The sequence below is a fragment of the Pontibacter roseus DSM 17521 genome (assembly GCF_000373265.1).
Taxonomy (GTDB): domain Bacteria; phylum Bacteroidota; class Bacteroidia; order Cytophagales; family Hymenobacteraceae; genus Pontibacter; species Pontibacter roseus.
Genome location: NZ_KB890762.1, coordinates 752,379 through 770,686, shown reverse-complemented (window position 1 = coordinate 770,686; position 18,308 = coordinate 752,379). Strand labels below are relative to the sequence as shown.

Below are 18,308 nucleotides of genomic sequence, written 5' to 3'. Positions count from 1 at the left end.
TCGCAGCTTTTTATATTAGGGTGGCCTAGCGTCTTTTCTTCCAGTCGTTATAGGCTGATTCTATCTCTTTCGCGTAGGTCTTGTACGATTCTGGCTCCGTGTTGCCCAGTTGCATGGCTTTAGCCGTCAGGTTGGCCGCCGCCTCGTATTCTTTGTTCTGGGCATACAGACGGGCCTTTACCCAGTTGTTGAAGAAATTCTCTTTAATGGCAATAGATTTATTTATCCACTGAAGCGCCTTCTGGTGGTGTTCCTTTTTCGGAATCATGTAACTGGCGGCCTGAGCCCAGGTATACCAATCGTCTGGGGCGGCTTCAGCAAGTGCCTTGTTGATGTTGGCCAGAGCCTTTTTCTCTATCTCTGTCTCAATCCGGATTGATACCAGCGAGTTTTCCCAAGTCAAGTTCAGGGTACCGGTATTGGTGCCAATATCCCCGAAGGAGAACTGCAGCGTCTCCTGGAAAGGGATAGCCTTCGGCTGAACACGCAGATAGGCCACGTCATTTAGTTCGCTGTATCCCTCCAAGCCCCATAGCGTCGTGTCCTTATTCAGGACAATGTTCCATACCGTATCGCTTTCAGGAAGGATGAAAAAAGAGTAGGTGCCTGCCGGTACACGTTCATGGTTCAGGTATAGGTCATCTTCGAATTTAATAAGGGTCGCCTCATTCGCACCGGCCCTCCAAAGTTGCCCATATGGCACCAGCGAACCAAAAATCTTTCGTCCCTTCACACCAGGGGCATGGTAGCGGATTGAGATTTCAGTCAAACCAATCGTCTGTTTCACCATAGCTTCCGGGCTAGCCTGTGGCAGCTTGAGCTGTGCCTCGCTGTCAAAGCTCGAAGCGAGTAGTAATAGCAGTATAGTAAGGGGTAGCAGGTACTTCTTCATGGTAATGTATACGTGTGGAGTATTCTTCATTTTAGCTGATTACCGAAAAAACTATGCCAGTTGACCCAGCATATAGCATAATTCGAATGCAAAGATAAAAAAAGTTTTCACCATCAAATCCCTGACGCTAATCCTTCAGATGTATAACAAAAGCTGTAACAGCTGCAATAGATAGCATTTTAGATGTTACAACAACGCATATAATAGCCTAATATAGAAGAATTCTATGTTTAAAGTTAAAAAAAATATTTGTTTGATATAACCTTTTGTTTATAGATTTGTATAATCGTACTAATTAATTAAATAATCCGACTATTTCATGCTGCAAGTGCCACCTAATCCTTAACTGCCTGTCAGGTACAATGGGAAGGGTATGTCCTCCTGCTTTACATCTGCCACTCATGCTATGAAAAAGACTGTCTACCTAGGCGCACTATGGCTACAGCCATAGTGAGAAAACTGCACAACCCTACTAAATAAACCCTCTATCAAAAATGTATGAATGGTAAAATTTTACTAGAACTAAAAGCAAGAGAATATATTGCTTTTCAGCGGTCGCTGCTTTTCACGCTTATCCTATTATTAGGATCATTCGGAGTGCAGGCACAAAGCGCTGCTACGGTCACAACAGACAAGGATGACTATTCACCTGGACAGTATGTAATTGTAACTGGTACAGGCTGGCAACCAGGAGAAACCGTTTCATTTGATTTTCATGAAACACCGCAGGTGTGTACTTCTGACCACCATGTTCGCAGCACTATAGCGAAGGAAGATGGAACTATTCTATATGACCAGTTTTTGATAAATGAAAAGCATTTGGGAGTAGCGTTTGTTTTAACGGCTACAGGTCAGTCTTCTGGATTGACAGCTGTTACACATTTTACAGATGCAGGTATAAGAAATGTTTCTGTTAATGGTACTTCCTTTTGTGCAGGTGAAAGTATTACTGTACTATTCGAAGCCGTATCAAACATTTCTCCAACAGGTAGTACTGGCAATTTTAACCAAGAAAATTTCTTCCACGCTCAGTTAAGTAATGCATCAGGTAGTTTTGGTTCGCCTATCAAAATTGGAGAATTGAAGAGTAGAGCTTCTAATCAAGTTCTGCAAATTGAAGCTTCTATTCCTCCCAATACTGCACCTGGTTTAAACTACAAAATTAGAGTTGTATCAACAGACCCTGTAACTAATGCACCTGAAATCTCAAAACCAATTTCGATTTCATCAAAGCCTTCTGAAGCTCGTGCAGGAAATAACCAACTTGAGGTTACAGGTAATTCAACCTCACTAGAAGGTAATACTCCTACAGTTGGTACAGGTTCTTGGAGTATATTAAGTGGTACAGGTGGTTCATTTAGTTCAACTTCCAGCCCTACAGCAACTTTTACTGGAACTGCAGGGACTTCTTATGTTTTGAGATGGACTATTACTAATGGTGCCTGTATATCATCGGATGATGTATCAATTTCATTTAGCAGTGTAGTTGCTACTACAACAACTACTGGAAACGCAACAGCTGTTTATGGAGATGCCTCAGTATCTCTGAGCGCTTCTGTTTCTCCTTCTACTGCTACAGGTAATATAGAATTTTTTGTGAATGGAGTCTCAGCAGGAAGTTCCACAGTTATATCAGGTACTGCTACTAAAGTCTTAAGTTTAAGTGGAGTGAATGCTGATTCATATATGATAAGGGCTGACTTCGTTGGAAGCGGTAATTATGCAGCTAGTTCTGGTAATGGTAACCTAACAGTGACTAAGGCCGCCACTACTGCCTTAGTAACGCTTGCTGCCGGTCCATTCACCTACACCGGCTCAGCCATCAAGCCAGCCACGGTAAGTGTAACCGGTCCTGGTAATTTGAGCCTGACTCCGGATGCCGTTTACGCCAACAACGTGAACGCGGGCACAGCCACTGCCAGCTATAGCTATGCGGGTGATGACAACTACCTCCCGTCTTCCGACAGCGAAGAGTTCACCATTGACAAAGCGACAGCTACGCTCACGCTTGCCAACCTCTCTCACGTGTATGACGGCACCGAGAAATTCGCCACTGTCACCACTTCACCAGCCAACCTTACGGGTGTGAGCATCAGCAACAACGGCAAAACCGCTGCTGATTCTTATGAAGTAGTGGCTACTTTAGAAAATGCCAACTACACAGCCGCTCCAGTTAAGGGCACCTTGTCTATTGCCAAAGCAACTTTAGCAATCAAAGCAGAAGATGCTAGCAAGGTATACGGTGAGGCCAACCCGTCCCTGAAGCCCTCTATTGTAAGCGGTGCCGTTGAAGGCGAGAGTTTTACATTATCTGCCTCTACTGTTGCAGATGAAAATTCAGCGGTAGGATCCTATGCCATCGTGCCATCAGTTAGCGGCACTACAATCGATAACTATACAGTGGCTGCTACCAGCGGTACATTAACCATAGGTAAGAGAGAGCTCACAGCTAAGGCAGATAACAAGAGCCGCACCTACGGTGATGATAATCCAGAACTTACAATTAGCTATTCTGGATTTGTACTGGGCCAGAACGCCTCTGCGCTTGCCAAAGCACCTACAGCTACCACCGAAGCCACACGCACGAGTGCTGTAAATGACTATGCCATTACAGTGGCAGGCGGCGAAGCAGCTAACTATAGCTTCAAATACCAAGAGGGTACGCTGACAATAGGAAAGGCTGAATTGACTGTCACAGCTCAGAACGAGAGCCGCGTGTACGGCGATACTAACCCAGGCTTCACAGGAACTGTAGCAGGTGCCAAAAACGGTGAGACATTCACAGTTGGTGGTACGACTGCGGCTACAGCTACATCTTCGGTTGGTTCCTATGACATAGTACCGACAGTGTCAGGCACTACAATAGGGAACTATACCGTAACTCCTGTTAATGGAAAACTTTCAGTTACAGCTAGAGAAATAACTGTTACAGCAGACGCAGGCCAGACGAAAGTGTATGGTGACGACGAGCCATCTGCTTATACTTATTCTATTACGTCAAGTAGCTTGGTGAACAGCGATAAGTTGAGCGGTAGGCTGAACAGAGAAGCTGGTGAGAATGTTAATTCTTACGCCATCACACAAGGCACGCTGGCAGCCACAGACAACTATAATTTGCTTTTTGTAGGTAGCAACTTCTCAATCACGCAGCGTGCTATTGAAGTTACTGCCGATGCAAAAACGAAGGTATACGGGGATGAAGATCCTGCATTCACCTACCGAATCACAAAAGGAAACTTAGTAGAGGACGATGCCCTATCGGGAGAATTAAGTAGAGCAACTGGTGAGAACATTGGTTCTTACGCAATCGCTAAAAACAGCCTGGGTGCAGGTCCTAACTATGATATGACTTTTGTTCCAGCCAACCTGGAAATCATGCCAAGGGCTATCACGGTTAATCCAAAAAGCAACCAGAGCAAAGTATTCGGTACTTCTGACCCTGTACTTGCCTATGACAATACGGAGTTAGTTAAAGGCGACTCATTCACAGGTACATTAGCAAGAGCGGCTGGCGACAATGTTGGTGCCTATGCCATCAGCATTGGCTCGCTTGAACTTAGCAGCAACTACACACTGAACCTGGTGGAAGGTGTTCAATTCGAAATCACACCGATGCCAATAACTGCTTCTATCACTGCTTCTAACAAGGTATATGATGGAACTGATGCAGCTATGGCCACTGGTAGTGCAAAGGGTGTAGACAATGCTGATGTTGCTGTAAACGTGTCGGAAGCCAGATTTGCAAGTGCAGCAGCTGGTAACGGTAAAGTAGTGACTGCAACCGTCTCCATCTCTGATGGCAACTACAGCCTGACATCGACAACGGCTGCCACTACAGCAGACATTACGCCAAAGAGCATCTCTGGAGAATTCGCGGCGGCTGATAAAGTTTACGATGGCAACTCGGATGCAACTGTGACAGACAGAAGCCTGATTGATTTTATCGAAAATGATAAAGTGTCTTTAGTAGGAGGTACTGCAACATTCGCAGATAAGAATGCTGGTGCAGGTAAGACAGTGACTTTAGTTGGGGCTGAGCTAGCAGGTGATGACAGAGGCAATTACAACCTGACCATGGTTAGCACGGCAACAGCTGACATAGAGCAAAAGCTTGCCTCAGTCACACCTTCTGCTAATACCAAGGTATACGGTGGTGCTGAGCCAACGCTAGGAGGTGAAACAGCTGGTTTCTTAGATGCTGATAAAGTTACTGCATCCTACTCACGCGAAGCGGGCGAAACGGTTGCCACCTATACTATTAGCGCCATCCTTTCTCCTGAAACTGCTCTTGGCAACTACGACATCACTTACAAGACAGCAGAATTCGAGATTACGCCTGCAACTATAACCGTGGTAGCCGCTGATAAGAGTAAGGTCTACGGTGATGCGAACCCTGCCTTCACTGGTTTGGTAGCAGGCATCGTACGTGAAGACGCTATCACAGTAGCTTATAACACAGAAGCAACAGCTGCAAGCCCTGTAGCTACATATGCCATTGTTCCTGTACTGAGTGGTGCTGTGCTAAACAACTATACAGTGGATGCGACAAGCGGTACTCTGACCGTTACACATGCCACCTTAACAGTTGTTGTCAACAACAAAACCAGAAAATACAACGAAGATAATCCTGAATTGGATGGTGTTCTATCTGGTGTTAAGAACAATGACAACATCACTGCTTCTTACAGCACTACTGCTATAAAAACGAGTGACGTGATTGCTGGTGGCTATCCTATCACGGCAACTTTTTATGACCCTGACGAAAAGCTGAGCAACTACAAGGTGACCAATACACCAGGTGTCCTAACAATTGAACAAGCTCAGGCTACTACCACGCTGGCTGATTTGCAGAAGACATACAACCGTTCTGCCCAAGGTGCTACCGTGACTACTTCACCTGCCGGTATAGACGTTACAGTGACGTATGATGGTTCTGCTACAGTGCCAATAGCAGCTGGTTCTTATGCGGTAGTAGCGGCTTTGAACAACAGCAACTACAGCGCTGCAAACGCTATAGGCACGCTGGTGATCAATCAGAAAGAGGTAATAGCCAAATTGGCCAACTCCGGCAAAACTTACGATGGAACTACTGCAGCCACCGGTACAACAGCCACTCTGGAAGGCATAATTTCTCCTGATGTGGTAAGCGCTACAGTATCTGGAGCAGCGTTCAGTGCCGCCGCCGCTGGCGAGCGAACTGTGACAGCTAACGTCGAGTTGGCCGGTGCGGACAAAGCGAACTATAAGCTGGCATCCATCACTCCGGCAACAGCAATCATTGCTCAGAAAGCTCTGACGGCATCCATTTCAGCCGAAGACAAGGTATACGATGGTGGTACCGCCGCCACAGTAAGCGCGAGTCTGGAAGGAGTTGTTGGTGAAGACAATGTGGTGGTTACGCCTTCTAGTGGAGCCTTCGCTGATAAGCATGTCGGGAATGGAAAGAGTGTAACCGCTGACATCAGGATTAGTGGTACAGACGCAGGCAACTATAGCGTGAGTGCCTCTGCCGCTACAACAGCCTCAATCACTGCCAGGCCAATCACAGTAGTTGCCGATGCGAAAAGCAAGGTGTACGGAGACATTGACCCCGCGCTGACCTTTACAATTACATCTGGTGAACTGGTGCAAGGCGAAGACTTTAGTGGTATCCTTGTCAGAGAACCTGGCGATAACGTTGGAAAGTACGCTATCCAGCAAAACACACTCACAGCAGGAAGCAACTATGCTTTAACGTTCACAGGTGCTGATTTGGTAATCACGAAAGCCCCTCTGACTGTGACAGCGCATAATGCCTCACGCCTTTGTGGTCAACAAAATGATACCTTCACAGGAACAATCACTGGAATTAAGAGAAGCGATATCATTACGGCTACCTATTCCTCTGATGCTGATGCCTCGAGTCCGGCCGGCACCTATGCCATTGTTCCGGCGCTGTTAGGAGCTAACTTAGGTAATTATGAGGTAACCCTAGTGAGTGGCGTGCTGACTATTGGAAGCGTGAAGGTCGATGCATCCTCAAACTCTACTCCGCAGGCTGTTAAAAGTACTGCAACTACAGTTGTTATCAAGGTCACTAACGCTACAGGCAGCGCAGCTGCCAACGTACCGGTTAAGCTTTACTTTGATAACAAAGCAGTCCAAGAGGTGGCTTCCAACGAATCGGGTGTGGCATCTTTCAATGTGGGGATTCTGCAGACGGGCGTTTACAAAATCAGAACAGAGGCTGGTGCTGGATGCAATGAGACTACGGTATATCTGCCAGTGTACGATCCAAACGGAGGCTTCGTGACCGGAGGTGGCTGGATTGACTCTCCTGCTGGTGCCTACAAAGCCGATAAGGGATTGACCGGTAAAGCACATTTTGGTTTTGTAGCCAAGTATAAGAAGGGTTCTACCGTTCCGGATGGCAACACGGAGTTCCAGTTCCAGGCGGGCAACCTCAATTTCAACAGCACTGCCTATGATGACATGCGCTTGGTGATTGCAGGTGCCAAAGCGAACTACAAAGGCACCGGTAAAATCAATGGTGCTGGCAACTATGGCTTCATGGTATCGGCGGTTGATGGCCAGGCCAATGGTGGTGGCGGTGTTGACAAATTCCGTATCAAGATATGGGACAGAGACAACGGAGATGCTGTGGTGTATGACAATAACGTTCTCAACGCAGATGAAAGTGCTGAACCGGCGACAGCACTCGGTGGCGGCTCCATCGTAATCCACGAAGCCAAATCCGTTGCCACTGCGCCTAAGTCTTCTAAGGTAATCTCTGAAGAACTGGTAACTGCTTCCACGGCCCGCTTCGACAACTACCCGAACGCGTTCTCTGACCGCACGACCATCCGCTTCTCCCTGGATACAGAAGAGAACTTTGCGCTGGAGGTCTATGACATCAGAGGAGCTCTGGTGAAGAAGGTGAGCAACGGCGTTGCAGAGGCAGGCAAGGTATACGAGTTTGAACTGGATGCCCGTAACATGGCTGAAGGCGTATACTTTGCACGACTGGCCACTGGCTCACGCATGCAAACCATCAAGATGCTGTTGAAGAAGTAAATTGACACAGCGGGGTTTCGGCCCCAGAAAGCAAAAGGCACCTGTCGTAATTGACGGGTGCCTTTTGCTTTTAGAGTCTTTTTACAACAAAAGCGCCAGGAGTTTTGTTAAACCTGAAATCCCTGTTACATTTGCAACGCAGAATGAGCAAGAACCCGCTAAATATCCTCCTTTCAACTCCGGCAGCGCCTGTTGCCTGTGGTTCTGCTGCGCATCATCATTTCCATCATTCCTCGTAAGAGGAATCACAGCACCATATAGCCCCCTGAAGGGTTCGTATACCCTTCCTTTACCTTGCCACAGGCCAGGTTGTTCTCATTTGTATTCTTAACACACACTTTATGCTACGATTAGCAATACAGAAGTCCGGCCGTTTGAGCGAAGACTCACTCAAGCTTATCCGTGAATGCGGCATCACATTCATATCCAGTTCCCTGAAGCTAAAAACCGAATCCACTAACTTCCCACTTGAAATCCTATACCTGCGCGATGATGACATACCAGGCTATGTGGCCGATGGCGTGGCCGACATAGGTATAGTAGGGGAGAACGTGCTGGTGGAGGAAGGCATGCAGGCGCTGGCCGTCGAGCAGTTGGGTTTTTCCAAATGCCGACTTTCACTCGCTGTTCCGAAAGCCGACGAGTACAGCGACATAACCGATTTGGAGGGTAAAAACATAGCTACGTCCTACCCCAACCTGCTCCAGTCATACCTGCAGGAAAAGGGGGTGCAGGCGCACATCCACACCATCAGCGGCTCCGTGGAAATCGCACCCAGCATTGGCCTGGCCGATGCTATTTGTGATATTGTGAGTTCGGGCAGCACCCTCATCAGCAATGGCCTCAAAGAGGTGGAACGCGTGTTCAAATCACAGGCGGTGCTGATTGCGAATGAAAACCTGAACGCGGATAAAAAGCAGATACTGGAAAAACTGCTGTTCCGGATACATGCCGTGCAGCGTGCCCAGAAAGCAAAGTATATATTATTGAACACGCCCAATGAGAAGATAGCGGAAATCAGCCGGCTGCTTCCGGGAGCCAAGTCGCCGTCCATCTTGCCATTGGCCGAAGAAGGCTGGAGCTCCCTGCACTCGGTGGTGAACGAGGACGATTTTTGGGAAATCATAGAAAAGTTGAAAGACGCCGGAGCCCAGGGAATACTGGTGGTACCGATAGAAAAGATGATTGTATGATGCGCAAGATAGAATATCCGTCCACTGCCGACTGGCAGCAACTGGTGAAACGACCCACCCAGAACTATGAAGACCTGGAAGCAGGTATAGCGCAGACGTTCAAGTTAGTGCAGGAGCAGGGCGATGCCGCGTTACTAGAATTAACACAGAAGTACGACGGAGTGCAGCTGGACAACCTGTTCGCCTCGCAGGAAGAAATAGCCGCAGCAGAATCCAAGTTACCTGCTGAACTGAAGCAGGCGATTCTGCAAGCCTATAGCAACATCCACTTGTTCCATGCGCAGCAGGCCGAGCAGCCAAAGCAGGTGGAGACCATGCCCGGCGTGACCTGCTGGCGCAATAGTGTAGCCATTGAAAAAGTGGGTTTGTATATACCGGGTGGCACAGCGCCGCTGTTCTCCACGCTCCTCATGCTCGGGGTTCCGGCCCAACTGGCGGGTTGTCGCGAGGTGGTGCTCTGTACGCCTCCTTCCAAAGATGGGAGTGTACACCCGGCCATCTTGTACACGGCCTCCGTGCTAGGTATAGCCAAAGTGGTGAAAGTGGGAGGAGCACAGGCCATTGCGGCTATGGCTTTCGGGACGGAAAGCGTACCGGCTGTCGATAAGATATTCGGTCCGGGTAACCAGTATGTGACGGTGGCCAAGCAGATGTTGAGCAAAACGGGTGTGGCCATCGACTTGCCAGCCGGTCCGTCCGAAGTGTTGGTCATCGCTGATGAGTCGGCTAATGCGGCCTTTGTGGCGGCTGATTTGCTGTCGCAGGCTGAACACGGAGCCGATTCACAGGTAATTTTGCTTACCAATTCAGCACAATTGCTGAACCAGGTAGAGGCGCAGTTGCAGGCACAATTAGAGGTGCTGCCGCGAAAGGCATTCGCTGAAAAAGCCCTGCAGAACAGCCTGGGCATCCTGCTGCACGACGAGGAGGAGATGCTGCGTTTCTCCAACCTATACGCACCGGAGCACTTGATACTTTCCATCCAAAGTTTTGAGGAGGTGCTGGACCAGATAACAAATGCAGGCTCTGTGTTCCTGGGCAACTACAGTCCGGAATCGGCTGGCGACTACGCCTCCGGCACCAACCATACCTTGCCTACCAACGGCTATGCCCGCGCCTACAGCGGTGTGTCACTCGATAGCTTTGTCAAGAATATCACGTTCCAGTACATCACGCCCGAGGGACTGCAGAACATAGGCAGTACCATCGAGGTGATGGCCGGCGCGGAAGGATTGGACGCCCATAAAAATGCTGTAAGTATCAGATTGAAGGAGATAAGAAATGTTTAACCTACAGAAATTAGTGCGCCCGAACGTGCTGAAGATGAAGCCTTATTCTTCAGCACGCGATGAGTTCAAGGGAACAGCCCACGTATTCGTTGACGCAAATGAAAACAATCTGGGTAGCCTGGCTGGCGATAACTACAACCGATACCCGGACCCGCACCAGAAGCAGCTGAAAGAAGTGATCGCCGGTATAAAAGGCGTGAGGCCATCGCAGATTTTCCTGGGCAACGGCAGCGATGAAGCCATTGATTTGCTGTTCCGGATGGTGTGTCGCCCGGGTATGGACAGCATGCTGCACCTGCCACCCACGTATGGCATGTATGAGGTGTCGGCCAACCTGAACGAGGTGCGACTGGAGAGCGTGCAGCTGACAACTGCCTTTCAGGTGCCGGTAGAGGAGGTGCTGGCGCAGGTGAAGCCTGAGACCAAACTCATTTTCATCTGCTCACCCAATAACCCAACCGGCAATAGCATAGAAGCCCATCGCATCGAGACTATACTGAGAGGCTTTGATGGACTGGTGGTGCTGGACGAAGCATACATTGACTTTTCTGATACCCCCAGCTGGACTACCAGACTAGAGGAGTTTCCGAACCTGGTGGTATTGCAGACTTTCTCTAAAGCCTGGGGTTTGGCGGGCCTGCGTCTGGGAATGGCCTTCGCTTCCGAGGAAATTATCGCGCTGCTCGACAAAATCAAACCGCCCTATAACATCAATCAGGCAACGCAGGAGATGGCGCTGCGGGCACTGGAGCAGACCGAACAGCTGCAGTACATGGTGGAGGAGATTGTGCAGGAACGGGAAATGCTGGCGCACGCGCTTCCAACCCTGGAGGCAGTGGAGAAGGTATACCCGTCGGATGCCAATTTTCTGCTGGTCAAAGTGAAGGACGCCATTGGGTTGTATACCCACCTGCTGGACCAGGGCATTGTGGTGCGCAACCGTTCGAGCCTTCCTGGATGCGAGGGCTGCCTGCGTATATCGGTTGGCACCACGGAAGAGAATCAGCAGCTGTTTCAGGCAATAGCAGCATTTAGCAAATAAGACATATCCTGGTCGCCTGGGATACATGACACAATTATCAATAATGAAAAAAGTATTGTTTATAGACCGTGACGGCACCATATTAGTGGAGCCTAAAACGGATTTTCAGGTGGACTCTTTTGAGAAGTTCGAGTTTCTGCCGAAGGTGATTCGCAACCTGTACAAGATTCGCGCAGAGTTGGATTATGAGTTCGTGCTTGTGACTAACCAAGACGGGCTCGGGACTGACTCGTATCCGGAGCATACTTTCTGGCCATACCAGAACAAGATGCTCGACATTCTGAAAGGAGAGGGCGTGGAGTTTGATGACATCCTGATTGACCGCAGCTTTGAGCACGAGGGACTGGAGACGCGCAAGCCAGGTATAGGTATGATGAAAAAATACCTCAAAGGGGAGTATGACTTGGCCAATTCCTATGTGCTAGGCGACCGCCTGACGGATGTTCAACTGGCGAAGAACCTAGGTGCAAAGGCCATCTTCATTGGAGAGCAACCGGTGCCGGAGGCGGCGCTGAGCACTAATGACTGGGATGACATCTATACCTTCCTGAAGTTGCCCGAGCGACGCGCCAGCATACGCCGCCAAACCAACGAAACCGATATCGCCATCGACCTGAACTTGGACGGCACCGGTAAAATGGACATCCATACCGGGCTTGGCTTTTTCGACCACATGCTGGAGCAGTTGGCCAAACACGGCAAACTGGATTTGACCGTCCTGGTGAAAGGCGACCTGCACATAGACGAGCACCATACCATTGAGGACACCGGTCTGGCTTTGGGAGAGGCGTTTCTGGCAGCGTTAGGAGACAAAAAAGGCATCAGCCGCTACGGATTCCTGTTGCCCATGGACGATGTGCTGGCGCAAGTGGCCATCGACTTCAGTGGCCGTCCCTGGACGGTGTGGGAGGCGGAGTTCAAGCGCGAGAAAGTAGGCGACATGCCCACGGAGATGTTCTTCCACTTTTTCAAATCCTTCAGCGACACCTCTAAGTGCAACCTCAATATCAAGGCGGAGGGGCAGAACGAGCACCATAAAATCGAGGCGATTTTCAAAGGATTCGCGAAGGCGATACAAATGGCGGTGAAGCGCAACCCCAACGACAGCTCCATACCTAGCACCAAGGGAACCTTATAATTGCATTAAAACGAAAGAAGGGGGCAATCAGGCCCCCTTCTTTCGTTTTATAAAAAATACCCTTTTAGCAAGTGCGTAGCCAATCGGTAGCGGTTTCTATGTCATCAAAAGTTTTGATAAAACTCGCATCCTCCGTGTTCTTCAAGGTCTTATCAGTGGACAGTCGGCTGAACGTGCTAGGGGAATACACCCAGGCGAAACACTCCAATCCGGCAGCGCGCATGCGCGGCATCCAGTCCTGACCCACCCATTTAGAAGCACCCGACCAAATACCTTCCACGTTGGTGTTGTCGTTGAGGATTTTGGTGCACTGCCGTTCCTGCATACACTCCAGAATCTTTTCGCAACCCGCCACCACGCTGTCGTAACTTTGGAAGCCACGCCAGTTGATGTAAATCCAGTCATCAGCATGGTTGTACTCAATCAATATGTTGCTCTCTCTGTGCAGAATTTCATTTCTTACCAGTTTCATAGCCATACTGTCCGGAATATAAGTGTACCGAGTTTTGCCTCCTCAATATCCATACTAGGATAAAGTGTTGGCTGTAAAGGAAAAATTCAAAATGCTATACGTCATAAATAAGATTGAGGCGTAGCTTTACGACAGGAGCAAAAATTAGTCCTAATACAGCTGTGATGGTGGTATTATTGTAATAGGCTGAATCACAATGTAGTTAAAGTACCTGTGTTAGAACATGGATAAAGTATTTTTCCCAATAATGGAAAAGTGTGCAGGTGATTTTCCCAAATCTTAAATTGCAGGGCAGACAGAATAGACAGCATAGGAGCATGGGTTATGCAGACACAGCTTGGAAATAAAAAAGCGCATGCTGCTTGCGTTTCTGAATATTGTCTTTACATTTGTGACAGAGGACTACATTTGAGTTCTCGTCATTACAATAGAGGAAAATGATTCAATCGCTTCATATGGCATGGTGGTGGCACGTTACAATCCGTATCGTGAACAGCCTTGCTATGTATGAGAAGAGATAAGAAGATATAGCAAACAACCAAAGGTATAGAAGCCTGCTGTTCACATGAATGGCAGGCTTTTTTGTTTTAATCCCTTTTTGAATCGATGGAGAAATATAAGATACACACCACCCACAAGCGCCTGCTGGCCGATACCCTGACGCCGGTGAGCGTATACCTGAAGCTGCGCGACCGCTTCCCGAACAGTATCCTGCTGGAGAGTTCCGACTACCATGGCGCCGAAAACAGCTTTTCTTATATCTGCTGTAGCCCCATTGCCAGCATCAAAGCCGAGAACGAGCTACTGACGGAGACTTTCCCGGACGGAAACTCTTCGCTTACCCCCATTACAAAGGCTACCGATGTGCCCGCTCAACTGGCTGCTTTCGCGAATCAATTTGAGACGGAGCCAAGCGGTTTCAGCTTCATCAGCAACGGGCTTTTCGGGTACATGAACTATGACGCCGTCCGCTACTTCGAGGACGTCGACCTGCGCCTGCGGCCAGGCCGTCAGCAGATTCCGGATTTGTACTATGCCGTGTACCGCTACATCATCGCCATCAATCACTTTACTAACGAGGCCTATATTTTTTCCCATACCTGCAGGCCTGAGGAAGAAGATGGTATAGCCCAATTGGAGGCGCTGCTCAACAGCCGCAACATACCCAGCTATACCTTCCGAACCCGCGGTGAAGAGGACTGCAACATCAGCAGGGAGGGCTTTCTGACGAACATCCAGCGGGCGAAGGAGCATTGCTTCCGAGGCGACGTGTTCCAGCTAGTTCTTTCCCGCCGGTTTGAGCAGGCTTTTCAGGGAGACGAGTTCAACGTGTACCGGGCACTGCGCTCCGTCAACCCTTCGCCCTATCTGTTCTACTTCGATTATGGCAGCTTCAAGATTTTCGGCTCTTCCCCGGAGGCGCAACTCGTCATCAAAGACAAGAAAGCGAGCATTTTCCCGATTGCCGGCACCTTCCGCCGGACAGGTGATGATGCCGCCGATGCCGCACTGGCCGAGAACCTGCTGGCCGACCCCAAAGAGAACGCCGAGCACGTGATGCTGGTAGACCTAGCCCGCAACGATTTGAGCCGCAACGGGCATAGCGTGAAGGTAGAGACCTTCCGGGAAATCCAATTCTATTCCCATGTGATTCACTTGGTGTCGAAGGTGTCGGGGCAGCTGCACCGGCAGGAAGATTCGCTTCAGATGGTGGCCAGTACCTTTCCGGCGGGTACACTTTCCGGTGCTCCAAAACACAAGGCCATGCAGCTAATTGATAAATACGAGACCACCAACCGGTCCTTTTACGGCGGCTGCATCGGATTCCTCGACTTCAACGGCAACTTTAACAGCGCCATCATGATTCGCTCTTTCCTGAGCAAAGACTACAAGCTCTTCTACCAGGCAGGTGCAGGTATCGTGGTGGCGTCCAACCCAGAGAGTGAGCTGCAGGAAGTGGACAACAAACTTATGGCTTTGCGAAAAGCCCTGACCTTAGCACAGGAGATAAACTGATATGGACGTACTGGTAATCGACAACTACGACTCTTTCACCTACAACCTGGTGCACCTGGTGCAGGAACTGGGCGCCCAGGTAACCGTCCGCCGCAACGACAAAACCACCTTGGAGGAGGTGAGCCGCTATGACAAAATCCTACTATCACCAGGTCCTGGCATACCCGATGAGGCAGGTATGTTGAAGGAAATCATACAAACATTTGGGTCAAGCAAAAGCCTGCTAGGCGTGTGTCTCGGACATCAAGCGATTGGAGAGGTATATGGTGGCAAATTGTTCAACAGCAAAGAGGTATGGCATGGGGTGGCAACGCCGGTACAGGTGATTTGTGAAGAGGAAGTCCTTTTTCAGGACATGCCCCGGCAGTTCAGCACTGCGCGCTACCATTCTTGGTTAGTGGAGCAGCAACTGCCTGAGTGCCTGGTTCCGACGGCGGTTGACGCGGCTGGCCACATCATGGCGCTGCGGCACCGCGAGCACGATGTGCGGGGCGTGCAGTTCCACCCGGAGTCGGTGCTCACGGAGCATGGCAAGCAAATCATGAGCAACTGGCTGCACCTCTAGAAACAGGGCCTGAGAATCCTTTGCTATACCTAATTCTTTTGTAAGAAACTAATGAGAGAGATACTGAACCACCTGTTTGAACACAAGACGCTGAGCAAGGAGCAGGCGCGCGAGGTGCTGCTGAACGTGACGGCCGGCAAATACAACCAGAGCCAAATCGCCAGCTTCCTGACGGTGTACATGATGCGGAGCATCACGGTAGAGGAGTTGGAGGGTTTCCGAAACGCCCTGCTGGACACCTGCCACCGCATCGACCTGGAGGCTTACGACCCGATTGACCTTTGCGGCACCGGTGGGGACGGAAAGGATACCTTCAACATCTCGACGCTATCTTCCTTTGTGGTAGCGGCTAATGGCATACCGGTGGCCAAGCATGGTAATTATGGCGTGTCCTCGTCCTGCGGCTCTTCCAATGTGCTGGAAGCGCTGGGAATCCGGTTCACAACCGATACCGACAAACTGGTGCGGAGCATAGACTCCTATAATATTTGTTTCCTGCACGCCCCACTTTTTCACCCGGCAATGAAAGGGGTGGGGGCCATTCGCAAAGACCTGGGGGTGAAGACCTTCTTCAACATGCTGGGCCCGATGGTGAACCCAGCCTTCCCGAAGAAGCAGTTGGTTGGGGTGTTCAGCCTGGAGTTGGCCCGTATGTACGGCTACCTGTACCAGCAGCAGCCGGAGCTCCGGTATAGCATCCTCCATACCCTGGACGGTTACGATGAGGTTTCCCTGACCAGCCCCTTCAAGGTGATTGCCGATAGCAAGGAGCAGTTGCTTGATGCGCCGGATTTGGGTCTGTCGCGCCTGCAGCACGAGCAAATCCAGGGCGGAGGAGGTATAGCCGAGTCCGCAAAAATTTTCCTGGATGTGCTGAAAGGAGCCGGGACAGCCGCCCAGACAGATGTGGTGTCGGCCAACGCAGGTATGGCCATCCATTGCGCCCGACCTGAGATAGCTATACCTGAGGCCGTGCAACTGGCAAAAGAAACACTGGAATCAGGTAGGGCTTACACCCTATTTTCCAGGTTAATAGCGGATAAGAACCTTGTCATGGCTTAGGCCTTTTTGAACTTCTATACCTTTCATTTGTAAAACATCAGACATGAACATACTCGACGAAATAATCGCGCATAAATACAAAGAGGTGGCAGACCGTAAGGAGCTATACCCGGTCAAGCTGCTGGAGAAGAGCCTGTACTTCGAGACGCCCTGCCTGTCGCTGGAGCGCTACCTGCTGCGGCCCGACAAGAGCGGTATCATCGCAGAAATCAAGCGCAAGTCGCCTTCCAAAGGAGACATCAACCCTTATGTGTCGGTGGAGCGAACTTCGATTGGCTACATGCAGGCAGGGGCATCAGCACTTTCCATCCTGACAGACACGCACTATTTTGGTGGAAAGAATGAGGACCTGGTGACGGCCCGGAAGTACAACTACTGCCCCATCCTGTGCAAGGATTTCACGGTGGACGAGTACCAAATCGTGGAGGCTAAATCCATAGGCGCGGATGCTGTTCTGCTCATTGCCGCGGCATTGGAGCCGGCCCGTCTGAAGCAATTGGCTGCTTTTGCCCGCTCCTTTGGTTTGGAGGTATTGCTGGAGGTGCACAACCTGGAGGAACTGCAGCAGACGCTGTGCGACAATGTGACGGTGGTGGGCGTCAACAACCGCAACCTGCAGACCTTCCAGACCAACGTAGCGCTCTCATTCGAACTGGCACAGCATATTCCGGCAGGTATGACCAAGGTCTCAGAAAGTGGTTTGAAAGAGCCAAAGACACTGGTAGAGCTGCAGGAGGCAGGTTACAACGGTTTCCTGATTGGTGAAAGCTTTATGACAGACGGGCGTCCGGAACGTGCTGCCATGGAATTCATACGGGAGCTCCGCCAGTTACAGGAAGAGAATCTTGTTAAAAGCTAGGCGATGGAAGTGAAAATCTGTGGCATGCGTGAGCCCGAAAATATCCAGCAGGTGGCGGCATTAGAGCCGGATTACATGGGTTTCATCTTCTACGAGGGCTCCAAGCGCTTCTGTGAAGGTCACATCACGCCTGAACTGCTGGCGGAACTTCCGGCAGGTATCCAGAAGGTGGGGGTGTTTGTGAATGAATCGACGGACAACATCCGGCACACCCAGCGGAAGTATGGCCTTGATTTGGTGCAGTTGCACGGCCACGAGACGCCGGTCCAGTGTCGGGAGCTCAGTGAGGCAGGCATACGCATGATTAAGGCCTTTTCCGTGGATGACCGCTTCGCTTTCGAAAACACCTTGCTCTATGAGCGATACTGCGATTACTTTCTGTTTGACACGCGGGGGAATAACTACGGGGGCAACGGCACCGTCTTCGACTGGGAACTACTCAAAGGCTATCTGGCAGACAAGCCTTATTTCCTGAGCGGTGGCCTGAACCTGGCGAACCTGCAGAGCAAAGAATTCGAGAAGCTGAGACCCAGACCATTTGCCCTTGATGTGAACAGTGGCTTCGAGCTGGAACCGGGGCTGAAGGATGTGGAGCAGTTGAGGGACCTGATTAACTTTGTGAAAGATAAGTAATAAAGTAATGTCGTTTCGACTACTCTATAGGCGTGAGCCGGCGCGGCTGTTAAAAATCATATTCGGTTAGTAAGTCTGGATTTATCAGCTGCGA

The 18,308-nt window shown here is 49.9% G+C and carries 12 protein-coding genes; 10 read left to right on the top strand and 2 right to left on the bottom strand.

From position 1 onward, the window contains the following. Positions 1-25 precede the first annotated feature (25 nt). Positions 26-892, bottom strand: a complete 867-nt coding sequence (locus tag B051_RS0109940) for a DUF2911 domain-containing protein (RefSeq protein ID WP_018478053.1) — start codon at positions 890-892, stop codon at positions 26-28. 498 nt (positions 893-1,390) lie between these two features. On the opposite strand from B051_RS0109940, the gene B051_RS0109935 reads away from it, so the two are divergent. From B051_RS0109935 to hisB, 5 genes are all read left to right on the top strand, one after another. Beyond that, positions 1,391-7,945 carry an MBG domain-containing protein gene (locus tag B051_RS0109935; RefSeq protein ID WP_083919440.1) on the top strand — a complete coding sequence of 2,185 codons (6,555 nt, stop codon included), beginning with the start codon at positions 1,391-1,393 and terminating at the stop codon, positions 7,943-7,945. A 341-nt stretch (positions 7,946-8,286) separates the two neighbouring features. Beyond that, positions 8,287-9,138, top strand: coding sequence for an ATP phosphoribosyltransferase (hisG, locus tag B051_RS0109930; RefSeq protein WP_026236310.1), 852 nt, complete (start codon positions 8,287-8,289; stop codon positions 9,136-9,138). Next, positions 9,138-10,427: a histidinol dehydrogenase gene (gene hisD / locus B051_RS0109925; protein WP_026236309.1), complete on the top strand. Its 1,290-nt coding sequence runs from the start codon at positions 9,138-9,140 to the stop codon at positions 10,425-10,427. Before hisG ends, hisD begins: the two co-directional genes overlap by 1 nt. Further along, positions 10,420-11,469: a histidinol-phosphate transaminase gene (gene hisC, locus B051_RS0109920; protein WP_018478049.1), complete on the top strand. Its 1,050-nt coding sequence runs from the start codon at positions 10,420-10,422 to the stop codon at positions 11,467-11,469. Before hisD ends, hisC begins: the two co-directional genes overlap by 8 nt. A 43-nt stretch (positions 11,470-11,512) precedes the next feature. Continuing rightward, positions 11,513-12,607, top strand: coding sequence for a bifunctional histidinol-phosphatase/imidazoleglycerol-phosphate dehydratase HisB (gene hisB / locus B051_RS0109915; RefSeq protein ID WP_018478048.1), 1,095 nt, complete (start codon positions 11,513-11,515; stop codon positions 12,605-12,607). 64 nt (positions 12,608-12,671) lie between these two features. Here the strand turns inward: hisB and B051_RS0109910 are convergent, their stop codons facing one another. Then, positions 12,672-13,079: a hypothetical protein gene (locus B051_RS0109910; RefSeq protein WP_157578728.1), complete on the bottom strand. Its 408-nt coding sequence runs from the start codon at positions 13,077-13,079 to the stop codon at positions 12,672-12,674. Between the two features lie 606 nt (positions 13,080-13,685). Here B051_RS0109910 and B051_RS0109905 point away from each other — a divergent pair. The 5 genes from B051_RS0109905 to B051_RS0109885 are packed head-to-tail and all read left to right on the top strand — an operon-like array spanning position 13,686 to position 18,214. Then, entirely contained in the window at positions 13,686-15,095 is a 1,410-nt protein-coding gene (locus B051_RS0109905; protein WP_018478046.1) for an anthranilate synthase component I family protein, read from the top strand. Position 15,096: 1 nt separating this feature from the next. Further along, entirely contained in the window at positions 15,097-15,660 is a 564-nt protein-coding gene (locus tag B051_RS0109900) for an anthranilate synthase component II (RefSeq protein WP_018478045.1), read from the top strand. A 51-nt stretch (positions 15,661-15,711) separates the two neighbouring features. After that, positions 15,712-16,722, top strand: coding sequence for an anthranilate phosphoribosyltransferase (gene trpD, locus B051_RS0109895; RefSeq protein ID WP_018478044.1), 1,011 nt, complete (start codon positions 15,712-15,714; stop codon positions 16,720-16,722). 43 nt (positions 16,723-16,765) lie between these two features. Then, positions 16,766-17,581, top strand: a complete 816-nt coding sequence (gene trpC, locus B051_RS0109890; protein ID WP_018478043.1) for an indole-3-glycerol phosphate synthase TrpC — start codon at positions 16,766-16,768, stop codon at positions 17,579-17,581. 3 nt (positions 17,582-17,584) lie between these two features. Next, positions 17,585-18,214, top strand: coding sequence for a phosphoribosylanthranilate isomerase (locus B051_RS0109885; protein ID WP_018478042.1), 630 nt, complete (start codon positions 17,585-17,587; stop codon positions 18,212-18,214). Positions 18,215-18,308: the final 94 nt, after the last annotated feature.